The 15,071-nt window shown below is 71.5% G+C and carries 15 protein-coding genes; all 15 read left to right on the forward strand.

Translation table 11 applies throughout. The features are described 5' to 3' along the window. The 15 genes from AB0469_RS05480 (at position 1) to AB0469_RS05550 (ending at position 15,044) form a co-directional block, all read left to right on the forward strand. Positions 1 to 582, forward strand: coding sequence for an SUMF1/EgtB/PvdO family nonheme iron enzyme (locus AB0469_RS05480; protein ID WP_366450017.1), 582 nt, complete (start codon positions 1 to 3; stop codon positions 580 to 582). Then, positions 579 to 1,040, forward strand: a complete 462-nt coding sequence (locus AB0469_RS05485) for a hypothetical protein (RefSeq protein ID WP_366450018.1) — start codon at positions 579 to 581, stop codon at positions 1,038 to 1,040. The genes AB0469_RS05480 and AB0469_RS05485 overlap by 4 nt, the downstream gene beginning before the upstream one ends. After that, positions 1,037 to 2,071, forward strand: coding sequence for a glycosyltransferase (locus AB0469_RS05490; protein WP_366450019.1), 1,035 nt, complete (start codon positions 1,037 to 1,039; stop codon positions 2,069 to 2,071). The genes AB0469_RS05485 and AB0469_RS05490 overlap by 4 nt, the downstream gene beginning before the upstream one ends. After that, a complete protein-coding gene (locus tag AB0469_RS05495) occupies positions 2,068 to 3,015 on the forward strand; it encodes a radical SAM protein (RefSeq protein ID WP_366450020.1) in 948 nt (315 codons plus the stop codon). The genes AB0469_RS05490 and AB0469_RS05495 overlap by 4 nt, the downstream gene beginning before the upstream one ends. Further along, complete coding sequence (locus AB0469_RS05500) at positions 3,012 to 3,548, forward strand: phosphoribosyltransferase family protein (RefSeq protein WP_366450021.1); 537 nt, start codon at positions 3,012 to 3,014, stop codon at positions 3,546 to 3,548. The genes AB0469_RS05495 and AB0469_RS05500 overlap by 4 nt, the downstream gene beginning before the upstream one ends. Beyond that, positions 3,545 to 4,684, forward strand: a complete 1,140-nt coding sequence (locus tag AB0469_RS05505; protein WP_366450022.1) for a glycosyltransferase family 4 protein — start codon at positions 3,545 to 3,547, stop codon at positions 4,682 to 4,684. Before AB0469_RS05500 ends, AB0469_RS05505 begins: the two co-directional genes overlap by 4 nt. Continuing rightward, positions 4,684 to 5,553, forward strand: coding sequence for a 5'-3' exonuclease H3TH domain-containing protein (locus AB0469_RS05510; protein ID WP_366450023.1), 870 nt, complete (start codon positions 4,684 to 4,686; stop codon positions 5,551 to 5,553). The genes AB0469_RS05505 and AB0469_RS05510 overlap by 1 nt, the downstream gene beginning before the upstream one ends. Positions 5,554 to 5,579: 26 nt before the next feature. Continuing rightward, on the forward strand, positions 5,580 to 6,161 hold the full coding sequence (locus AB0469_RS05515) for a PIG-L family deacetylase (RefSeq protein ID WP_366450024.1): 582 nt from the start codon (positions 5,580 to 5,582) through the stop codon (positions 6,159 to 6,161). A 62-nt stretch (positions 6,162 to 6,223) separates the two neighbouring features. Further along, positions 6,224 to 7,336: a DegT/DnrJ/EryC1/StrS family aminotransferase gene (locus AB0469_RS05520; protein ID WP_366450025.1), complete on the forward strand. Its 1,113-nt coding sequence runs from the start codon at positions 6,224 to 6,226 to the stop codon at positions 7,334 to 7,336. Then, positions 7,333 to 8,418, forward strand: coding sequence for a Gfo/Idh/MocA family oxidoreductase (locus tag AB0469_RS05525; protein WP_366450026.1), 1,086 nt, complete (start codon positions 7,333 to 7,335; stop codon positions 8,416 to 8,418). Before AB0469_RS05520 ends, AB0469_RS05525 begins: the two co-directional genes overlap by 4 nt. Beyond that, complete coding sequence (locus AB0469_RS05530; protein ID WP_366450027.1) at positions 8,415 to 9,047, forward strand: HAD family phosphatase; 633 nt, start codon at positions 8,415 to 8,417, stop codon at positions 9,045 to 9,047. The genes AB0469_RS05525 and AB0469_RS05530 overlap by 4 nt, the downstream gene beginning before the upstream one ends. A 271-nt stretch (positions 9,048 to 9,318) precedes the next feature. Further along, on the forward strand, positions 9,319 to 10,269 hold the full coding sequence (locus tag AB0469_RS05535) for an LD-carboxypeptidase (RefSeq protein ID WP_366450028.1): 951 nt from the start codon (positions 9,319 to 9,321) through the stop codon (positions 10,267 to 10,269). 568 nt (positions 10,270 to 10,837) lie between these two features. Further along, the gene (locus tag AB0469_RS05540; RefSeq protein ID WP_366450234.1) at positions 10,838 to 12,709 is read left to right on the forward strand and encodes an ABC transporter ATP-binding protein; all 1,872 of its coding nucleotides are present in this window, start codon (positions 10,838 to 10,840) and stop codon (positions 12,707 to 12,709) included. A gap of 242 nt (positions 12,710 to 12,951) precedes the next feature. Then, a complete protein-coding gene (locus tag AB0469_RS05545) occupies positions 12,952 to 13,215 on the forward strand; it encodes a hypothetical protein (protein ID WP_366450029.1) in 264 nt (87 codons plus the stop codon). A gap of 494 nt (positions 13,216 to 13,709) precedes the next feature. Then, complete coding sequence (locus tag AB0469_RS05550; protein WP_366450030.1) at positions 13,710 to 15,044, forward strand: NUDIX domain-containing protein; 1,335 nt, start codon at positions 13,710 to 13,712, stop codon at positions 15,042 to 15,044. Positions 15,045 to 15,071 lie beyond the last annotated feature (27 nt).

Genomic DNA, 15,071 nt, shown 5'->3' on the forward strand with positions numbered 1-15,071 from the left:
ATGACCACACCTCACGCCCTCGCCGGACACTGGGCGGCCGAGACCGTCCAGTGGATCACTGTCCCCGCCGGGATCTGCCGCTTCGGCGACAAGGGGCGCCCCATCAAGGTGCGGGCCCTGCAGTGGACCCGGACGCCGCTGACGCGCGCCCAGCTCGGCGCCGGCTCCTGCCAGCTGCCGGCCACCGGCCTGACCTACGACGAGGCTGCCGCCATCGCCCGGGCCCTGGGCGGCCGGCTGCCGCGCTCGGTGGAATGGGAATGGGCCGCCGCCGGCCCCGAGACCCGCCGCTACCCCTGGGGCGACACCGAGCCGGACACCAGCCGTGCCAACCTCCTCGGCGGGCCCGGCGCGCCCACCCCGGTCGGCGCCTACCTTGCCGGGGCGACCCCCGACGGCCTCCTCGACATGGCCGGCAACACCTGGGAGTGGACCTCCAGCTCCGTCCTCGGTGACGGGTACGTGGTGCGGGGAGCCTCCTACGCTTCGCCCGCCCTCTACGCCCGCTGCACCTTCCTCAACGCCGCCCCCGGCGAGCTCGCCTCTGCGGGGATCGGGTTCCGGGTGGTGAGAGAGGCATGAGCGGCTCCGGCCCGCTGGCCGACACCTTCGTGATCGCCGGCTGCTCCCGCAGCAAGGCATCCACCTCGCTGCCGCTGCCCGCCCTCGAGCTGTATCAGGGCGGGATCGCCCCAGCCCTTTGTGCCCGCCTGGCCGGCCATGACGAACTGCTGGGGCGGGTGATGTTCCTGTCCGCCCGACACGGGCTGATCGGAGCGAGCCAGCCGCTGCTGCCCTACGACCACGTCCTGACAGAGGAACGGGCGCGCGCCCTGCGGCCGCAGGTGCGCACCGTGCTGCGGCGTCGCCTGGACGGGCGATCGGGGCAGGCGCTGCTGCTGGTGACGGCCGAGCCCGCCTACCTGTCGCTGATGGCGGATGTCCTGGCCGATCCGGACCGCCCGCGCATCCGCTGGATCACCGACCCCCGCGGCTGGGACGACACCGCCGCCGTACTCGACGAATGGAACTGGCCGTGACCCACACCCTGGCCGAGGCCCTCGCGCTTCGCCCCAACGACCACCAGGCGGTACGCACCGCGTTCGAGACCCGTACGCGAGTGGCCTGGCACGCCCCCACCGCAGCCCACCTCGCGCAGGGCCGGCCGGTCACGGTGGTCATCCCGGCGCGCAACACCGGCCACGCGATAGGGCCCTGTCTGGACGCCCTTGCCGCCCAGGACACCAACGGCGCGGTGGAGGTGATCGTCGTCGACGACGGGTCGAGCGACGACACGGCCCACATCGCCGCGGTCCACCCGGCCGTGGACACCCTCATCCGCCTGCCCGCCCCGTCCGGCGCGGCCGCGGCCCGCAACGCCGGCACCCGCCTGGCGTCTTCCAAGACCATCGTCTACCTCGACGCCGACATGGTGATGCCGCCCCACGCCCTCGCGGACTTCGCGGCCCGCGCCCAGGACCAGCTCGTCCTGACCGGCTTCCGGCACAACGTCCCCTACAGCCTGCGGGCCGAAGGCGGCCCGCACGTTCCGGCGCATCCCGCGAACCTGGCCACGGACCACCGGGTCACCTGGCGAAGCAGCGGCGGCCGCCAGCTCTACTCCGGCCGCGTTCTCGACGGGCCCGTGACCGGCAGCCCCCTCGACGACACCGAGGACTTCCAGCAGCTCGGCTACGGCGCGTTCTACCTGGACTGGGACCTGGCCCGCACCGTGGTCACCGCCGCGCTGTGCGTGCCGCGCGAGGCGGTGCTAGAGGTCGGCGGGTTCGACGAGACGTTCGGCCGGATCGGCTGGGGCATGGAGGACACCCATCTGGGGGCCGCGCTGATCGCCGCCGGATGCCTGGTCGCCCCGTTGCGGCAGACAGTCGGCTACCACCTCGATCCGCCGGACGCCGAAGAGCAGTGGCAGACCAAGCTCGCCGGCTGGTCCAAGACCCTGGCCTACTACCGGCAGCTGCTGCAGGCCCCCGTACCGTCCGGGCGACAGGCCTCCTTCGGCCAGCGCACGGACGTGCTCCTGAAGGACGCGCAGGTGACCACGCGATGACGGTCAGGGCTTTCGCCTCCCGCACGGAGGCCGGCATACACCTGGTGTACGACCCGGCGGCCGAACTGACCCGCAGGGCCCCGCAGAGCCTGCCGCCGGGACGCTGTTTCCTCGACGACGCCCAGGTACGGTCATGGCCCGCCGTATACCAGCGTGAACTCGCCACGCGGGTGCCGCTGAACGTGTGCTGGTCGCCGATCGTGCGCTGCAACCTCGTGTGCCCGCAGTGCCTGGACGACAAGAGCGTGGCCGAGCTGCGCCGCGGCCACCGGGCCCGGATCGCCGGGATTCTCGCCGGCTGCGGTGCGCTCGGACTGGACATCTCGGGGGGCGAGCCGCTGCTGCTTCCCGACCTCGCGGACCTGGGCCGTGCGTTGCGTGGGGGCGGTGGGACATCCAGCTGCACCACCAACGGCTGGCACCTGGCCCGCCGTGCCAGCGAGCTCGTCGGCGCGTTCGACGCCATCCGGGTGAGCCTGGACGGGCCGTCGGCCGGCTCCCACGACCGCATCCGCGGCGACGGCAGTTTCGAGCGGGCCTGCAAGGGGATTCGCGCGGCCGTCCACTGCGGCCTGCCGGTCCAGATCCACTACACGCTCATGCGGTCCAACGCGGCCGGCATGCAGGCCGTCGCCGACCTCGCCGGAACACTGGGCGCGACGGGGGTGACCTACCTGCAGATGCTCCCGATCGGCGAAGGCGCGGCCCTGCGTGAGGAGATGCTCAGCGACGCCGAGGCCACCGCCTTGCTCGATGCGCTGCGCCCCCGCGGCGAGGTCACCGTGCGGCTGCGGACCCGCGAGATCGCCGACCACTTCACCGTCGTCCGCGCCGACGGCAAGGTGTGGCGCAACACCGACGGCGCCCAGCGGATCGCCGCGCTGAGCGACCTGCGGGTGCCGGGCGACCTTCACCTTCCCGCCCTCGAAGGGAGCACCCCGTGACCGGCAGAGTCTTCAGCGGCTCCGGCCCCTTCCTGATGTCCGAGCCCGCCCTGGAAGCCAGCCTCGACGCCCTGGCAGCCGCCGTGACCAGCCAGGGTTCCGTCGACCTCGTCGTCGGTATCGCCGGAGGAGGGGTGTGGCCCGCCGCCGGTCTGGCCGCCCGTCTGGGTGCGCCGGTGTATCGCGTCACGGCCCGCCACAACCCGAGCGATGCGCTGCGCACCCAGGCCACCGGTCAGGTCTCGGTCCACCTGGACGCTCCCCTCGCCGACAGGCTCGGGGGGCGGATCCTGCTCGTGGACGACATCTGCGGCACCGGTGCCACCTTCACCGCTGTCGCCCGGGCCCTTACGCCCCGCCTCGAGCCCGGATGCGCGATGGAGACCCTCGCGGTGTGCACCAACACCGGCTCCGGCCAGCGGCCCAACTGGTCGGCTCACGCCGTCGACGACTGGGTCGTCTTCCCCTGGGAGCAGCCGCCCGCCGGCATCAGCCTTGTCCCCCTTCCCGCTCCGGAGGTCACCAGCACATGAGCACTCGCGCCCCGCGGGGCTTCGTCCTGGTCCTGGCATCCTGGCGGCCCGATGCCCCGGCCGGCATCGAACGGGCCACAGCCGCCTTGGCGGCCGGTCTGGCCGAGGCCGGGCACCGCGCCGTCATCGCCACCGCCGCCCCCCAGCCGGCCGCCCCCGCCCTTGCGGGCGTCGCCGTCGAAGACCTTGACCTCGGCGTGGTCTTCCCCTGTGACGACGACACCCTGCGCGCGGCCGTCACCGCACGCCAGGACAAGACCATCCGCCGGCTGTGCGACATCGCCGAACGCCACCAGGCCGACACGATCGTGTTCACCGACGCCCTGTGGGGACTCGGCCGCATCGCCCCCGCCCTGCCGGTCCGCTACCGGTGCGTCCTGGCGGCCCACGTCCTGCCCCACCGCGTCGACATGCGGCCGGCCCTCCAGCGGGCCGATGCTGTCATCGTTCCCTCCGCCTACGTCCGCGACGAGGCCGCGGCCGCGGGCTGGCCCTCCGCATCCTGGAAGGTCGTCCCCAACGCCCTGCTCCAGAACCCCGATCCGCAACCGGCAGCAGTCCGGCGTGCGTGTGCGGGAAACCCGGTGCGGGTGCTGGCCCGGCTCGGCCCGGAAAAGGGAGTGCTGCCCCTCCTGGAGGCCGCCGCCGACCATGCTCCCGTCCAGGGCCTGGAGGTGGTGCTCGCGTCCGCCGGATTCGAGGAGACTCCCGGCGCCCAGCGGTCGCTCCTCGAACGGTGCCGCCGCGCCGCCGACGCGGCGCCGCGCGTCAACCTGACGACCACGGGCCTGCCCTGGCAGGAGGTACCCGGTTGGCTGGCTGGCGCGTCCGTGGTGATCGTGCCCTCCCTGAAAGAGACGTTCGGCCTGGTCGCACTGGAAGCCATGAGCGTCGGAACCCCCGTCGTCGCCCACCAGGTCGGCAACCTGCCCGCCCTCCTGGACCACGGCCCCGACCCGACGCTCCCGCCGCTGCTAGCCGACCCGCGACACGGCCCCGAGGCGCTGCTGCGTCTGGTCCAAGGCGTCCTCGCCGATCCGGTAACGTACGGGCGAACGTCAGAGGCCATGTACCACCTGTCGCAGGACTACAGGCCTGTCCGAGTCGCCCAACTCCTTGTGAAGGCGGTGTCGTGATGGGTACTGCTGCCCGTCTTGTGCCCCCGGCTCCTCTCCTGCTCGTCGACGGCTTCAACCTTCTGTGGCGCGGCCACTTCGGGTTTCCCTCGCCGGTCTTCTCCCTCGACAAGTCCCGGAACCTCACCGGCCTGTTCGCCTTCTTCGCGCTGCTGCGCGCCAGCATCCGCGACGACCTCGACGTCGGGCCGGTGGAAGTCTGTGTGGTCCTGGACGGCGAGCGGGGAAGCGCCGGCCGCAAGGACGCCGACGCCGGATACAAGGCCAACCGTGAGGAGACGCCTGCGGCGCTGGAACCGTTGCAGTTCCTCGCCCCCATGAGGGAGGCCCTGGACGGCTACGGCATCGCGTGGGTCGAGATCGACGACGCCGAGGCTGACGACGTCATCGCCACCCTCACCCGCGCACACATTGACCGTCCGGTGCGGATCATGTCCGCCGACCAGGACTACTACCAGCTCCTGGACGGGGAGCGGGTACGGATCATCAACCGCTCCCGCAAGGCGTCAAAGCGGATCATCACGGACGTCGAGGTCGTCGACCGCTACGGGGTTACTCCGGCGCAGTGGCCCGACTACCGTGCCCTGACCGGTGACGTCTCGGACAACATCCCCGGTGTAAAGGGTGTGGGTGCGAAGACGGCTGCCGCCCTGCTGGCCGGCGGGATCACTCTCGACTCCCTGCGGGACTCCGGTCGGCTCTCCGGCGCGAAGGGCGAGGCCATCGTCCGTCAGTGGGCGGACGTTCTGCGGTGGCGGCAGCTGAGCCGGATGCGGCACGACGTCGCCACCGGATGGCAGCCCACCGGTCTGCCCAGCCCCACCCTGCCCAAGCCCGCGGATGTCGTCGAGAAGCTGGGGCTGTGGTGATGGGGGCCGGGTCCGTCTTAGCCGTGATGGCCCACCCCGACGACGCGGAACTGTGGGCCGGCGGCACTCTCGCCCTGCACGCACGCACCTCCAAGGTGGTCGTCGCCGTCAAGGCCCACGATCCGATCCGTGACGCCGAGGCGCACGCGGCAGCGAAAGTGCTCGGCACGCAGGTCATCCTCCTGCCGTCCCTGGACGCTGCCGCGGTGGGCGAGCTCATCACACGCCACCGCCCCGAGATCCTCATCACCCACCCCGTCGACGACGTCCACCCCGACCATCGGGCCGCAGCCGCCGCCGTCCTCGAAGGGCTGCCCGAGGCGGTCATCGCCACCGGACACCCCCGGCGCCTCTACACCTGCGACACCTACAACTCGCTCACCCTCAACGGTCCCGTCACGGCATCGGCGATCGTCGACACCAGCGACACGTTCGACCAGAAGATGCGGGCCCTGGCCCAGCACGCCTCCCAGCCCATCACCGACCACTTCGGCCCCATGGCGGAGAACCTCGGCGCGCTGTGGGGCGGCCGCATCGGCACCGCCCGGGCAGAAGCCTTCCAGCCGCTGCCGATACTCGGCCGGCTCCCGGCCGCCGCCCGCCTCTGACCCCGCCACCCACTCGGCTCGTTCCGCGCGACATCACCCATCCTCAGGAAGGGATGCTCCTCGTGCCCGCAACCGCCCAACCCGTGTACCAGTACAGCCTGCTGACCGCCGACGCCCAGAACCATCTCGTCGGCGACGGAATACTGACCGGCGAGATCGCCACGTTCGGCGGCGCCCTCATCCCCCGGCTCGAAGAGCGGGTCGCCGGCCTCACCCGCCGGCGCCACGCCCTCGCCGTCGACTCCGGGTCCTCCGCGCTTCGCATGGCCATGCGCGGTCTCGAAATCCGCCCCGGACAGGAAGTGATCATTCCTGAGCTCGGCTGGGTCTCCGTCGGCGCGGCGGCCGACATGCTCGGTGCCACGGTCCGCGTCGCTCCCGCCACCGACACCCTCACTCCCAGCTGGCAGGTGATCGAACCGCTTCTCGGCCCGGCCACCGCCGCCGTCGTCCTCGTTCACCTGCGCGGCCGGCCCGCCCCCGGCACCCCGGAGATCGCCGCACGACTCCGCGAGCGCGGCATCCCCCTGATCGAGGACTGCGCGCAGGCCTGGGGCGTCGACGTCGAGGGCCGTCCCGCCGGAGCGTGGGGGACGCTCGCGACGTTCTCCACCCACTCGATGAAGCTCATCGCCAGCGGCGAAGGCGGCCTCGTCGTCGGCGACGACGACGAGACGATGGCCCTGATGCGGGCCATAGCGGGAGACACCCGCCAACGGACCCCGCGCACGGTCTGGCGGTCCAAGGCCCGCATGACCGAACTGGCCGCCGGCCTCGCCCTCCCGCAGCTCGACCACCTGCCCACCCTGAGCGCCGACCTACGCGACCTGCAGCAGCAGTGCCACGCCGAGCTGGCGACGCTGCCCGGTATCCGCCTGGTGCCCGATTCCACCGGCCCCGTCGGCAACGGATCGATCATCGGGCTGCGCCTGCCCGATGAGACCACCGCCTCCCGCCTCTCCGACCAGCTCTTCCACGGCGGCTACCGGGCCTGGTGGCCGGGCCCCGGCGACCTCCACACCGCCCAGGCCTGGCCGGTTCAGCCCGACCACACCGTGAGCGATCACCGCACCTACCTCGACGTCCAGGTCCCGCACCTGCCCGCCGATGCCCGCAAACCGTGGGCGCACAACCTCGTCGGCCACGTCCAGCAGGCTCTGGGGGCACGGGCATGACCGCGATACCTGTGCGCGCCGTGCTCCTCGGCTGCGGCATGGTTGCCGAGGAGTACGCCACCACCCTTGCCTCAGCCCCCGGCATCGAGGTCGTCGCCTGCGCCGACCTCGACTCCGAGCGCGCCGCCGCCTTCGCCGACCGCCACCATCTGACCGCGCTCCCCGCCGCTCAGCTGCTCGACCCGGCCTTCACCGACCTGGCGGTCATCCTCACCCCACCCCACACGCACGCCACGGTCGTCTCCGACGCCATCGCCGCGCGCATCCCGGCCATCTGGTGCGAGAAACCCCTCGCCCTGGATCCGGCCGATGCCGACCGCGTCGTCCACGAGGCAGCCACCGCCGGCACCCTGCTCGCCGTCGCCCCCGACACGGTGCTGGGCCCGGCTCTGCGAACCGCCGCGCACGCCCTGGCCGAGGGCATCGTCGGATCCCCGCTGTCCGCCACCGCGACCCTGCTCAGTACCGGCCCGGAGCGCTGGCACCCCGCGCCCGAGCCCTTCTACGCCCACGGCGCCGGCCCGCTCGGCGACATGGGCCCCTACTACCTCGCCGCCCTCGACCTGCTCTTCGGGCGCCTGCGCGTCCACTCCGCCATCGCCCGGACCCGGCCTGTTCGCACCATCCGCTCCGGGCCGGCCACAGGCAAGCACTTCACGGCCCAGGCTCCCACTCACCTCGTGGCCCTGCTGGAAGCCGAAACCAGCGGCATCCCCATCACGCTCACCGCAAGCTTAGACGCGGCCGCCACCCGGGCCCCGCACATCGAGATCCAGGGCACAGCAGGCACTCTGCTGCTGCCCGATCCCAACTTCCACGACGGTGAAGTCCAGTTCACCCCGTACGGGGAACGCGCCTGGCGCACCCTTCCCCAAGCCGCAGCGGACACACCGCCTTCGCGCGGCGCCGGGGTGATCAACCTCGCCCACGCCCTCCGCAACGCCAAACCCCCGCTGTGCCCCGCCGATCGGGCCGCACGCACCGCTCACCTCGCCCACGCCATCCTCGAGGCCGCCACGCCGCGGACCCTTCCCCGGCAGCCGCAGCAGCCCCTCCGCAAGGCACAGGAGCCGTCACAATGAACCCCCAATCTGCCTTCCAGGCCGTCATCTTCGACTTCGGCGGCGTCCTGACCTGCCCGATGGACGACACCGCCATCGCCTTCGCCGCTGAGATCGGACTGCCCAAGTACGCCTACCGAGACACCGTCGCCTTCAACCCGGCCGGCCGCGCCCTCTACGCCCAGCTCGAACGCGGAGACATCACCCAGAGCGAATGGAATGAGGGAATCGCCGCGCTGCTCGGCATCGACGGGGCCAACCTCATGGGCCGAGCCCTGGCAACGCTGTCCCCTGAGAAGCGCGTCGTCGACGCCGCCCGGCAGATACGCGAAGCCGGACTGAAGACGGCCATTCTGTCGAACAGCATGGGCCTGGCCCCGTTCAACCCGTACGCCCCCTGGGACCTCGACGCGAACCATGATGTCGTCGTCCTCTCGGAGCATCACCGCATGCGCAAGCCGGAACCCGAGATCTACCAACTCACCCTCGACCAGCTCGGACTGCCGGCCGCCCGATGCATCTTCGTCGATGACAGCGCCGCCAACCTGGCCCCTGCCCAGGACCTGGGCATGACCACCATCCACGCCACCAACCCCGAACACACCGTCGGCGAGCTCCGGCGCCTGCTGAAACTGCCCGCCGCCGGTTGACCGGCTCCGTGTCCGGTTCGGCGCTGAGCCGGTATAGGCATTTCGGCCTTCATGGCCTGGACGACATCCCTCAACAAGACCTAGCGGAACTCGCCGCCGGGGCCGCAATCTCCAGGCTCAGCCTTGCCTGGTGGTTCGACTACTACACCTCGCCGACCCTGTGAACGAGCCAGGCGACCGCCCAGAAACCCCCTCTACCGTCAGGCCGTGCGCCGGGGAAGTGCCCCCCTTCCTTCCCCGGCGCCGCACCTCACTAAAGGAGCTGCCCGTCTTGCGCACCGCACCGCTGCTGCCCGGCCCCGTGGTCAAGGGCGACCGGATCGGCATCGTCACCGTCTCCGCGGCCGAGCCCGCCGCGAACCCCGCCATCTTCGACCGCGGCATCGAGGCTCTCACCAGCCTCGGGTTCGAGCCCGTCGTCGCCCCGCACGCGACCAACCGGGCCGGGTACCGCGCCGGCGACACCACGAGCCTGGCGGAGGACTTCCACTCCCTGATCACCGACGACAGCATCAGCGCCATGGTGTTCGCCGGCGGCGGCAAGAGCTCCAACCGGCTGCTGTCCGGCCTGGACCTCAAGCTGATCTACCGCCATCCGAAGGCGATCATCGGGGTCAGCGACCCGAGCCTGCTGCTGAACGCGATCACCACCCGCACCGGGCTGGTCACCTTCCACGGCCCCTCGGTGATGTGGGACTTTGCCGCCGAGGACGCCCCGGCCGCGACCGTCGAGCACTTCACCGCGATGCTCTCGGGCCGTCCGTCCGCCGCACGTATCGACGCGCCCCTGACCTGGAGCCGCACCGGCACCGCCGAGGGCACTCTGATCGCCGGGTGCCTGTCCTCCCTGCGCTGCCTGCTCGGCACGCCCTGGGAGCCAAGGTGGGACGGCGCGATCCTCGCCGTCGAGGACGCCTTCAAGACCACCGAAGCCCTCGACCAGGCACTCACCCACTTCAGGGACTGCGGTGTCTTCGACGAGATCGCCGGCCTGGTGACAGGCGAGCCGGTCGCCTGCGAGCCCAGCGCCGGCGTCACCTTCACCGAGATGGTCCAGGACCTCGCCGACGGCTACGACTGGCCGCTCGCCCATGGCCTGCCCTACGGCCACACCCCCCTCAAGTACACCCTCCCGGTCGGCGCCACCATCCGCCTGGACCCGCGGCCCGAGCAGTACCCACTTACCGTCACGACGGCATGGACAGAGGAAGCCACCGCCTGAGCCTTCATCCCACCCCACAGGGCAGCTGCACACACCGCCGCTGCCCATCCCGTCATGCCTGCAGAGGGCCAGGCCGGCGACCGCGCCAAGGCCTCGCAATCCCCCGTCGGAGTGACACGAACCTGTTCGAGCGAGTTTCAACACCGCCACCACAGGCCTGCCAAGCCTGCCGGGCCGGATCAGAACATCCGTTCACCATCCGCCCCCGATTCGGCCGTGACGCACCCGATCGGGAGCCGTTCTTAGAGCACCAGTACCAGCCGTGCGCCCATCCGGAGGAACCTGTGAATACCGTGCCGAACCGACTCGACATCGCCGCGACAATCGAACATCCCCGGCCTGCCGCGTGCTCGCGCCTGCCCCGCAGGCCTCGCGTTGACGCCACCTCTTCCCTCGGCCGCGACACACGACCGGATACCGGGAGGGCCGCGTGAGCAAGGAATCGACAAGCGGATCCGGCGCCGCGGGGGTGTCGGACTCCGAGCGGCTCCTCTTCGGTGGTGAACTCGCCTACGACGTCGGCTGGGACCAGCACGAGGGAGCCTGGCTCAAGCTCGGGCTGTGGACGATGGCGCGCCAGCTCCCCCGGCTGGCGGGAACCGGCCTGCGGCTGGCGCATCTGGCCGATGCCCGGGCCCTGCGCGTGGTCCTGGCCTCCGAGGCAGGGCGCGGCATCACGCAGGCGGTCGGCCTGGTCGCCGTCAACAGCGTACTCGGGCACGTCCTAGCGGCCGGCAGCACCAACCAACGTCTCACCCAGGCAGTGCCTGCGCTGACCTTAGTGGCGGTCACGGCGTTCCTCGGCTCGCTGTTGCGCTCGGCCTCGACGGCGGCGACGGGGGCGCTAGAGCCGAAGGTGCAGCGGGTGGCGACCGAGCAGTACCTCGGCCTGGTGCACCGTACGGAGCTATCGGCGATCGAGGACGACGAGTTCCACCGGCTCCTGGACGCCGCCCGGTACGGCGCGGACTCGGCCCGGCGGATGATCCGTTACTGCACCAACACCCTCAACGCCGCAGTATCCCTGGTCGCCGCGGCCGGTGTGCTTACCGTCCTGCACCCGGTGCTGCTGCCGCTCCTGGTCCTGATGACGCTGCCGAGCGCGTGGAGCTCGCTGATGATCTCCCGCCAGCGGTACATCTCCTTCCACGCCTTCGTCCAACACGCCCGCGCCGGGCACCTCCTCGGCCAGCTGCTGACCCAGAAGGAAGCGGCCGCGGAGGTCCGCGTCCACGGGGTCGGGCCCTTCCTGCTGGGGCACTTCCGGACTATGGCAGAGACCAGCGAACGCGAGCAGACCCGGCTGGCTCGCCGGGCCGCACGGATCGGACTCGCCGCCGACGGCGCCGGCGGGATTGCCGCGCTACTCACCTACGGCGCGCTGGGCGCTCTGCTGTGGAGCGGGGCTATGGAACTTGGGGTCGCCGGCACAGCCGTCCTTGCCATCCGCACCGGCGCCGCCAGCCTGGACACGCTGGTGCTCCAGGTCACGGAACTGCACCAAGAGAGCCTGTTCGTCGCCGACTTCGAGCACCTGTGCCGGGAAGCGCGGGCCCGGGCCATCCCCGTGGGCGGGGACCCGCTGCCCGAGCGGCTGCGGGAGGTCCGCTTCGAGAAGGTCACCTTCACCTACCCCGGCAGCGGCGGGAGCGAGCCTGAACCCACCCTGCGCGACGTCAGCCTCTCCTTCCCCGCGGGGAAGATCATCGCTCTGGTGGGTGAGAACGGTTCCGGGAAGTCCACCCTGGTCAAGCTGCTGGCAGGCCTGTACCTGCCGGACGAGGGCAGCGGCACCATCCGGTGGAACGGCGTCGACGCGCGTACCGCCGACCGCGACCAGGTCTTCGGGCGGGTCGCCCTGATGTCGCAGGACTTCTACCACTGGCCCTTCACGTTCCGCGTGAACGTCGGCATCGGTCAGCCCGGCCAGGCCATCGACGACCGGGCGGTCGAGGAGGCCGCCGGCTTCTCCGGAGCCGACCAGGTCCTCGACGACCTGCCCCGCGGGCTCGGCACCCTCCTGGCCCGCGGCTACCGCGGCGGCCACCAGATCTCCGGCGGCCAGTGGCAGCGCATCGGCATCGCCCGCGCCAAGTACCGCAAGGCAGAGATCCTGATCGTGGACGAACCCACCAGCGCCCTGGACGCGGTTGCCGAGCAGCGAGTCTTCGACCAGATCAGGACGCTCGCCGCGACCACAGGGCAGACCATCGTGCTCATCACCCACCGCCTGCACTCCGTACGCCACGCCGACCTCATCCACGTCCTCAAGAACGGCCGCGTCGCGGAGTCAGGCAGCTTCGCGGAACTGATGGACCCGACAACCGGGACCGGTGACTTCCGCGAGGCTTACCTGGTGCAGGCTGCCGCATTCGACGCCACGATCCCGACCCAGCCCGACGGGACTCACGACTCTCTGCCCGCCGGGGACACGGCATGACGGCCGCAACCCAGACCACGGCCAAGCACCACAGCCGCCAAACGGTGGCCATGGCCGCCCGGCGCCGGGCTGCGGGAGGCGGGGCGTGAGCGAACCGAATATCCTTCCCGCCGAGTTGAAGAGGTGGGCGGAGCAGCGCATCGGACGGGCCGTGACCGTACGAAACGCTAATCGGCGCCCTGGGGGCGGCAGCAGGCGCCTTCGCCGCCCCGGCCCTCACACGACAATGCGGACCCGGGCCGATGATGCTCGGGGCGCTCGCCCTCACCCCGCTCACCCAGCTCCCGCTGCCGCTGGCCTCCCCCAGTCTCGGCTGGGAGATCACCATCGGCTCCGCCCGCTTCCTGCAGCTGACCTGCGCCGCAGCCGCCGGCACCACCCAGCGATCCATACGGCAGATCATCACCGGGCACCGCATGCAGGCCCGCATACAGGCCGTCAGCACCTGCCTGACTTCCGGCGCCCGGCCACTGGGGGCGCTGATGGCCGGAGGCCTCGGCACCTGAGCCGGAGTACGGCCTGCTCTGGCCGTCGGCGCCTGCCTGCTGGTCGTACCGCTCGTGATCCTGGCGCTCTCGCCCTTGCGTGCGCTGCAGCACATGCCCAACCCGCCGCCCGAGCCGGATGACCCAAAGGACTCCACCGCTCTCGCGGTGCCCGAACCTCGCACCACCATGCCGTCCGCAGATTCCGAGCTCCCTGCCGCCACAGCACCGCGGACGGCTATGGGCAACCACTCTCACAAGGGGGGCATCCGGACGTCGGCTCACATCCGGGCGCCGGTGAGGAGAGTTCACCGAGGCCGAGGCCCGGTACCGCCCGTTCATACATCCCGTATTCGTCCGCGTCACCGAACTGCGAGGTCGCCTTGCCGCCCACCCGAGCCCACATTCAGGACGTCGTCACCGCGTATCTAGAACGGCACCCGGCTGAAGCGCCGCTACTGGAAGCTCTGTTGCGGCTGCTGGACGATTACGCCGAGCCCACGAGCCGGTCGACCATGCCGGGGCACATCACATGCAGCGCGGTCGTCGTCGACCCCGCCCGACGTGTCCTGCTCGTCCACCACAACGTCTTCGGGCTGCTGCTGGCACCGGGCGGGCACGTCGAGCCAGGGGATCGCTCGCTGCTGGAGACGGCGCTGCGCGAGGTCCACGAGGAGGCCGGCATCCCGCCCGGCGCCCTGTGTGCCACCGCCGCCTACGGTGCCCTGCCCTTCGACATCGACGTGTTCGACATCGACGTCAACCCGGTCAAGGGCGAAGGCGCGCACCAGCACTGGGACTTTCGCTTCGTCTTCCAGCTGGTGGACAGGGACGTCAAGGTCACCGTGCAGCCGGAGGAGGTCTCGGCCGCCGAGTGGCGCGCCTTCGACGAGGTCACGGCCCCGCAGCTGCGGGAGAAGCTCTGTGCCTCCGGACTCGACGGCCGCATCGAGCCGGTCAACGCCTCGGCGTTGATCCACGACGGGCACGGCAGCTACCTGCTGCACCTGCGCGATGACCTCCCCGGTATCTGGGAGCCCGGGGCCTGGGCGCTGCTCGGCGGAGGCCGCGAGCCGGGCGACACCTCGCTCGAAGACACCGTCCGCCGTGAACTGCGGGAGGAAGCCGGCCTCGAGCCGGGCGTCGTGGAGCCGTTCGCCGTCGAGCTCGCCACCGGCACCGACGGCCTGACCGTGCCGGTGCAGGTGTTCACCGCCCAGTGGAGCGGCGACCCCGCCGGCCTGCCGCTCACCGAGGGCGTGATGCTGGCCTGGTTCCACTCCGACGCCATGGAGCGCCTGAGGCTGAGCCCCTCCACCCTGGACCTCGTACGGCGGCACGCCGAGCACTCCGGACATACCAAGGCGGCCCAGCGCGAGGCCCTCGGGCCGGACCGCCCGAAGGCGGGCAGCACCAGCGTCCCGCATATCGTCGGCGTCCACCTCTACCTGGAGCGCGACGGCCGGGTCCTGCTCGGCCTGCGGCACCCCGACTCCGCGTACGCCGGCGGTAACCATCACTTCCTGGCCGGTCACTGCGAGCAGGAGTCTGCTGTGGCCTGCCTGGTGCGGGAGGCGGAGGAGGAGGCCGGCCTGCTCATCGATCCGCAGGACGTCGAGTTGGCGCACGTGGTGCACATGGTGGATGAGCCCGGCGCGCAGCCCCGGATCGGGTTCGTCTTCCGTGCGCGGCACTGGACGGGGACGCCGGAGGTCTTGGAGCCGGACCGTTGCGTCTCCTGGGACTGGTGGCCGGCCGACGCCCTCCCCGAGCCGATCGTCGCCTACACCCGGGCCGCGATCGAAGGCATTCGCGCCGGCCGTCCCTACACCGAACTCGGCTGGACATGACCGCCCTGCACCTCGCCCGCCGTCCTT

This window comes from Streptomyces sp. NPDC093801, assembly GCF_040701585.1.
Lineage (GTDB): Bacteria > Actinomycetota > Actinomycetes > Streptomycetales > Streptomycetaceae > Streptomyces.

Coding starts and splice junctions, on each gene's coding strand:
- AB0469_RS05480 (WP_366450017.1), top strand. CDS start 1: ATGACCACACCTCACGCCCTCGCCGGACACTGGGCGGCCGAGACCGTC.
- AB0469_RS05485 (WP_366450018.1), top strand. CDS start 579: ATGAGCGGCTCCGGCCCGCTGGCCGACACCTTCGTGATCGCCGGCTGC.
- AB0469_RS05495 (WP_366450020.1), top strand. CDS start 2,068: ATGACGGTCAGGGCTTTCGCCTCCCGCACGGAGGCCGGCATACACCTG.
- AB0469_RS05505 (WP_366450022.1), top strand. CDS start 3,545: ATGAGCACTCGCGCCCCGCGGGGCTTCGTCCTGGTCCTGGCATCCTGG.
- AB0469_RS05510 (WP_366450023.1), top strand. CDS start 4,684: ATGGGTACTGCTGCCCGTCTTGTGCCCCCGGCTCCTCTCCTGCTCGTC.
- AB0469_RS05515 (WP_366450024.1), top strand. CDS start 5,580: ATGGCCCACCCCGACGACGCGGAACTGTGGGCCGGCGGCACTCTCGCC.
- AB0469_RS05525 (WP_366450026.1), top strand. CDS start 7,333: ATGACCGCGATACCTGTGCGCGCCGTGCTCCTCGGCTGCGGCATGGTT.
- AB0469_RS05530 (WP_366450027.1), top strand. CDS start 8,415: ATGAACCCCCAATCTGCCTTCCAGGCCGTCATCTTCGACTTCGGCGGC.
- AB0469_RS05540 (WP_366450234.1), top strand. CDS start 10,838: ATGGCGCGCCAGCTCCCCCGGCTGGCGGGAACCGGCCTGCGGCTGGCG.
- AB0469_RS05545 (WP_366450029.1), top strand. CDS start 12,952: ATGATGCTCGGGGCGCTCGCCCTCACCCCGCTCACCCAGCTCCCGCTG.
- AB0469_RS05550 (WP_366450030.1), top strand. CDS start 13,710: ATGCCGGGGCACATCACATGCAGCGCGGTCGTCGTCGACCCCGCCCGA.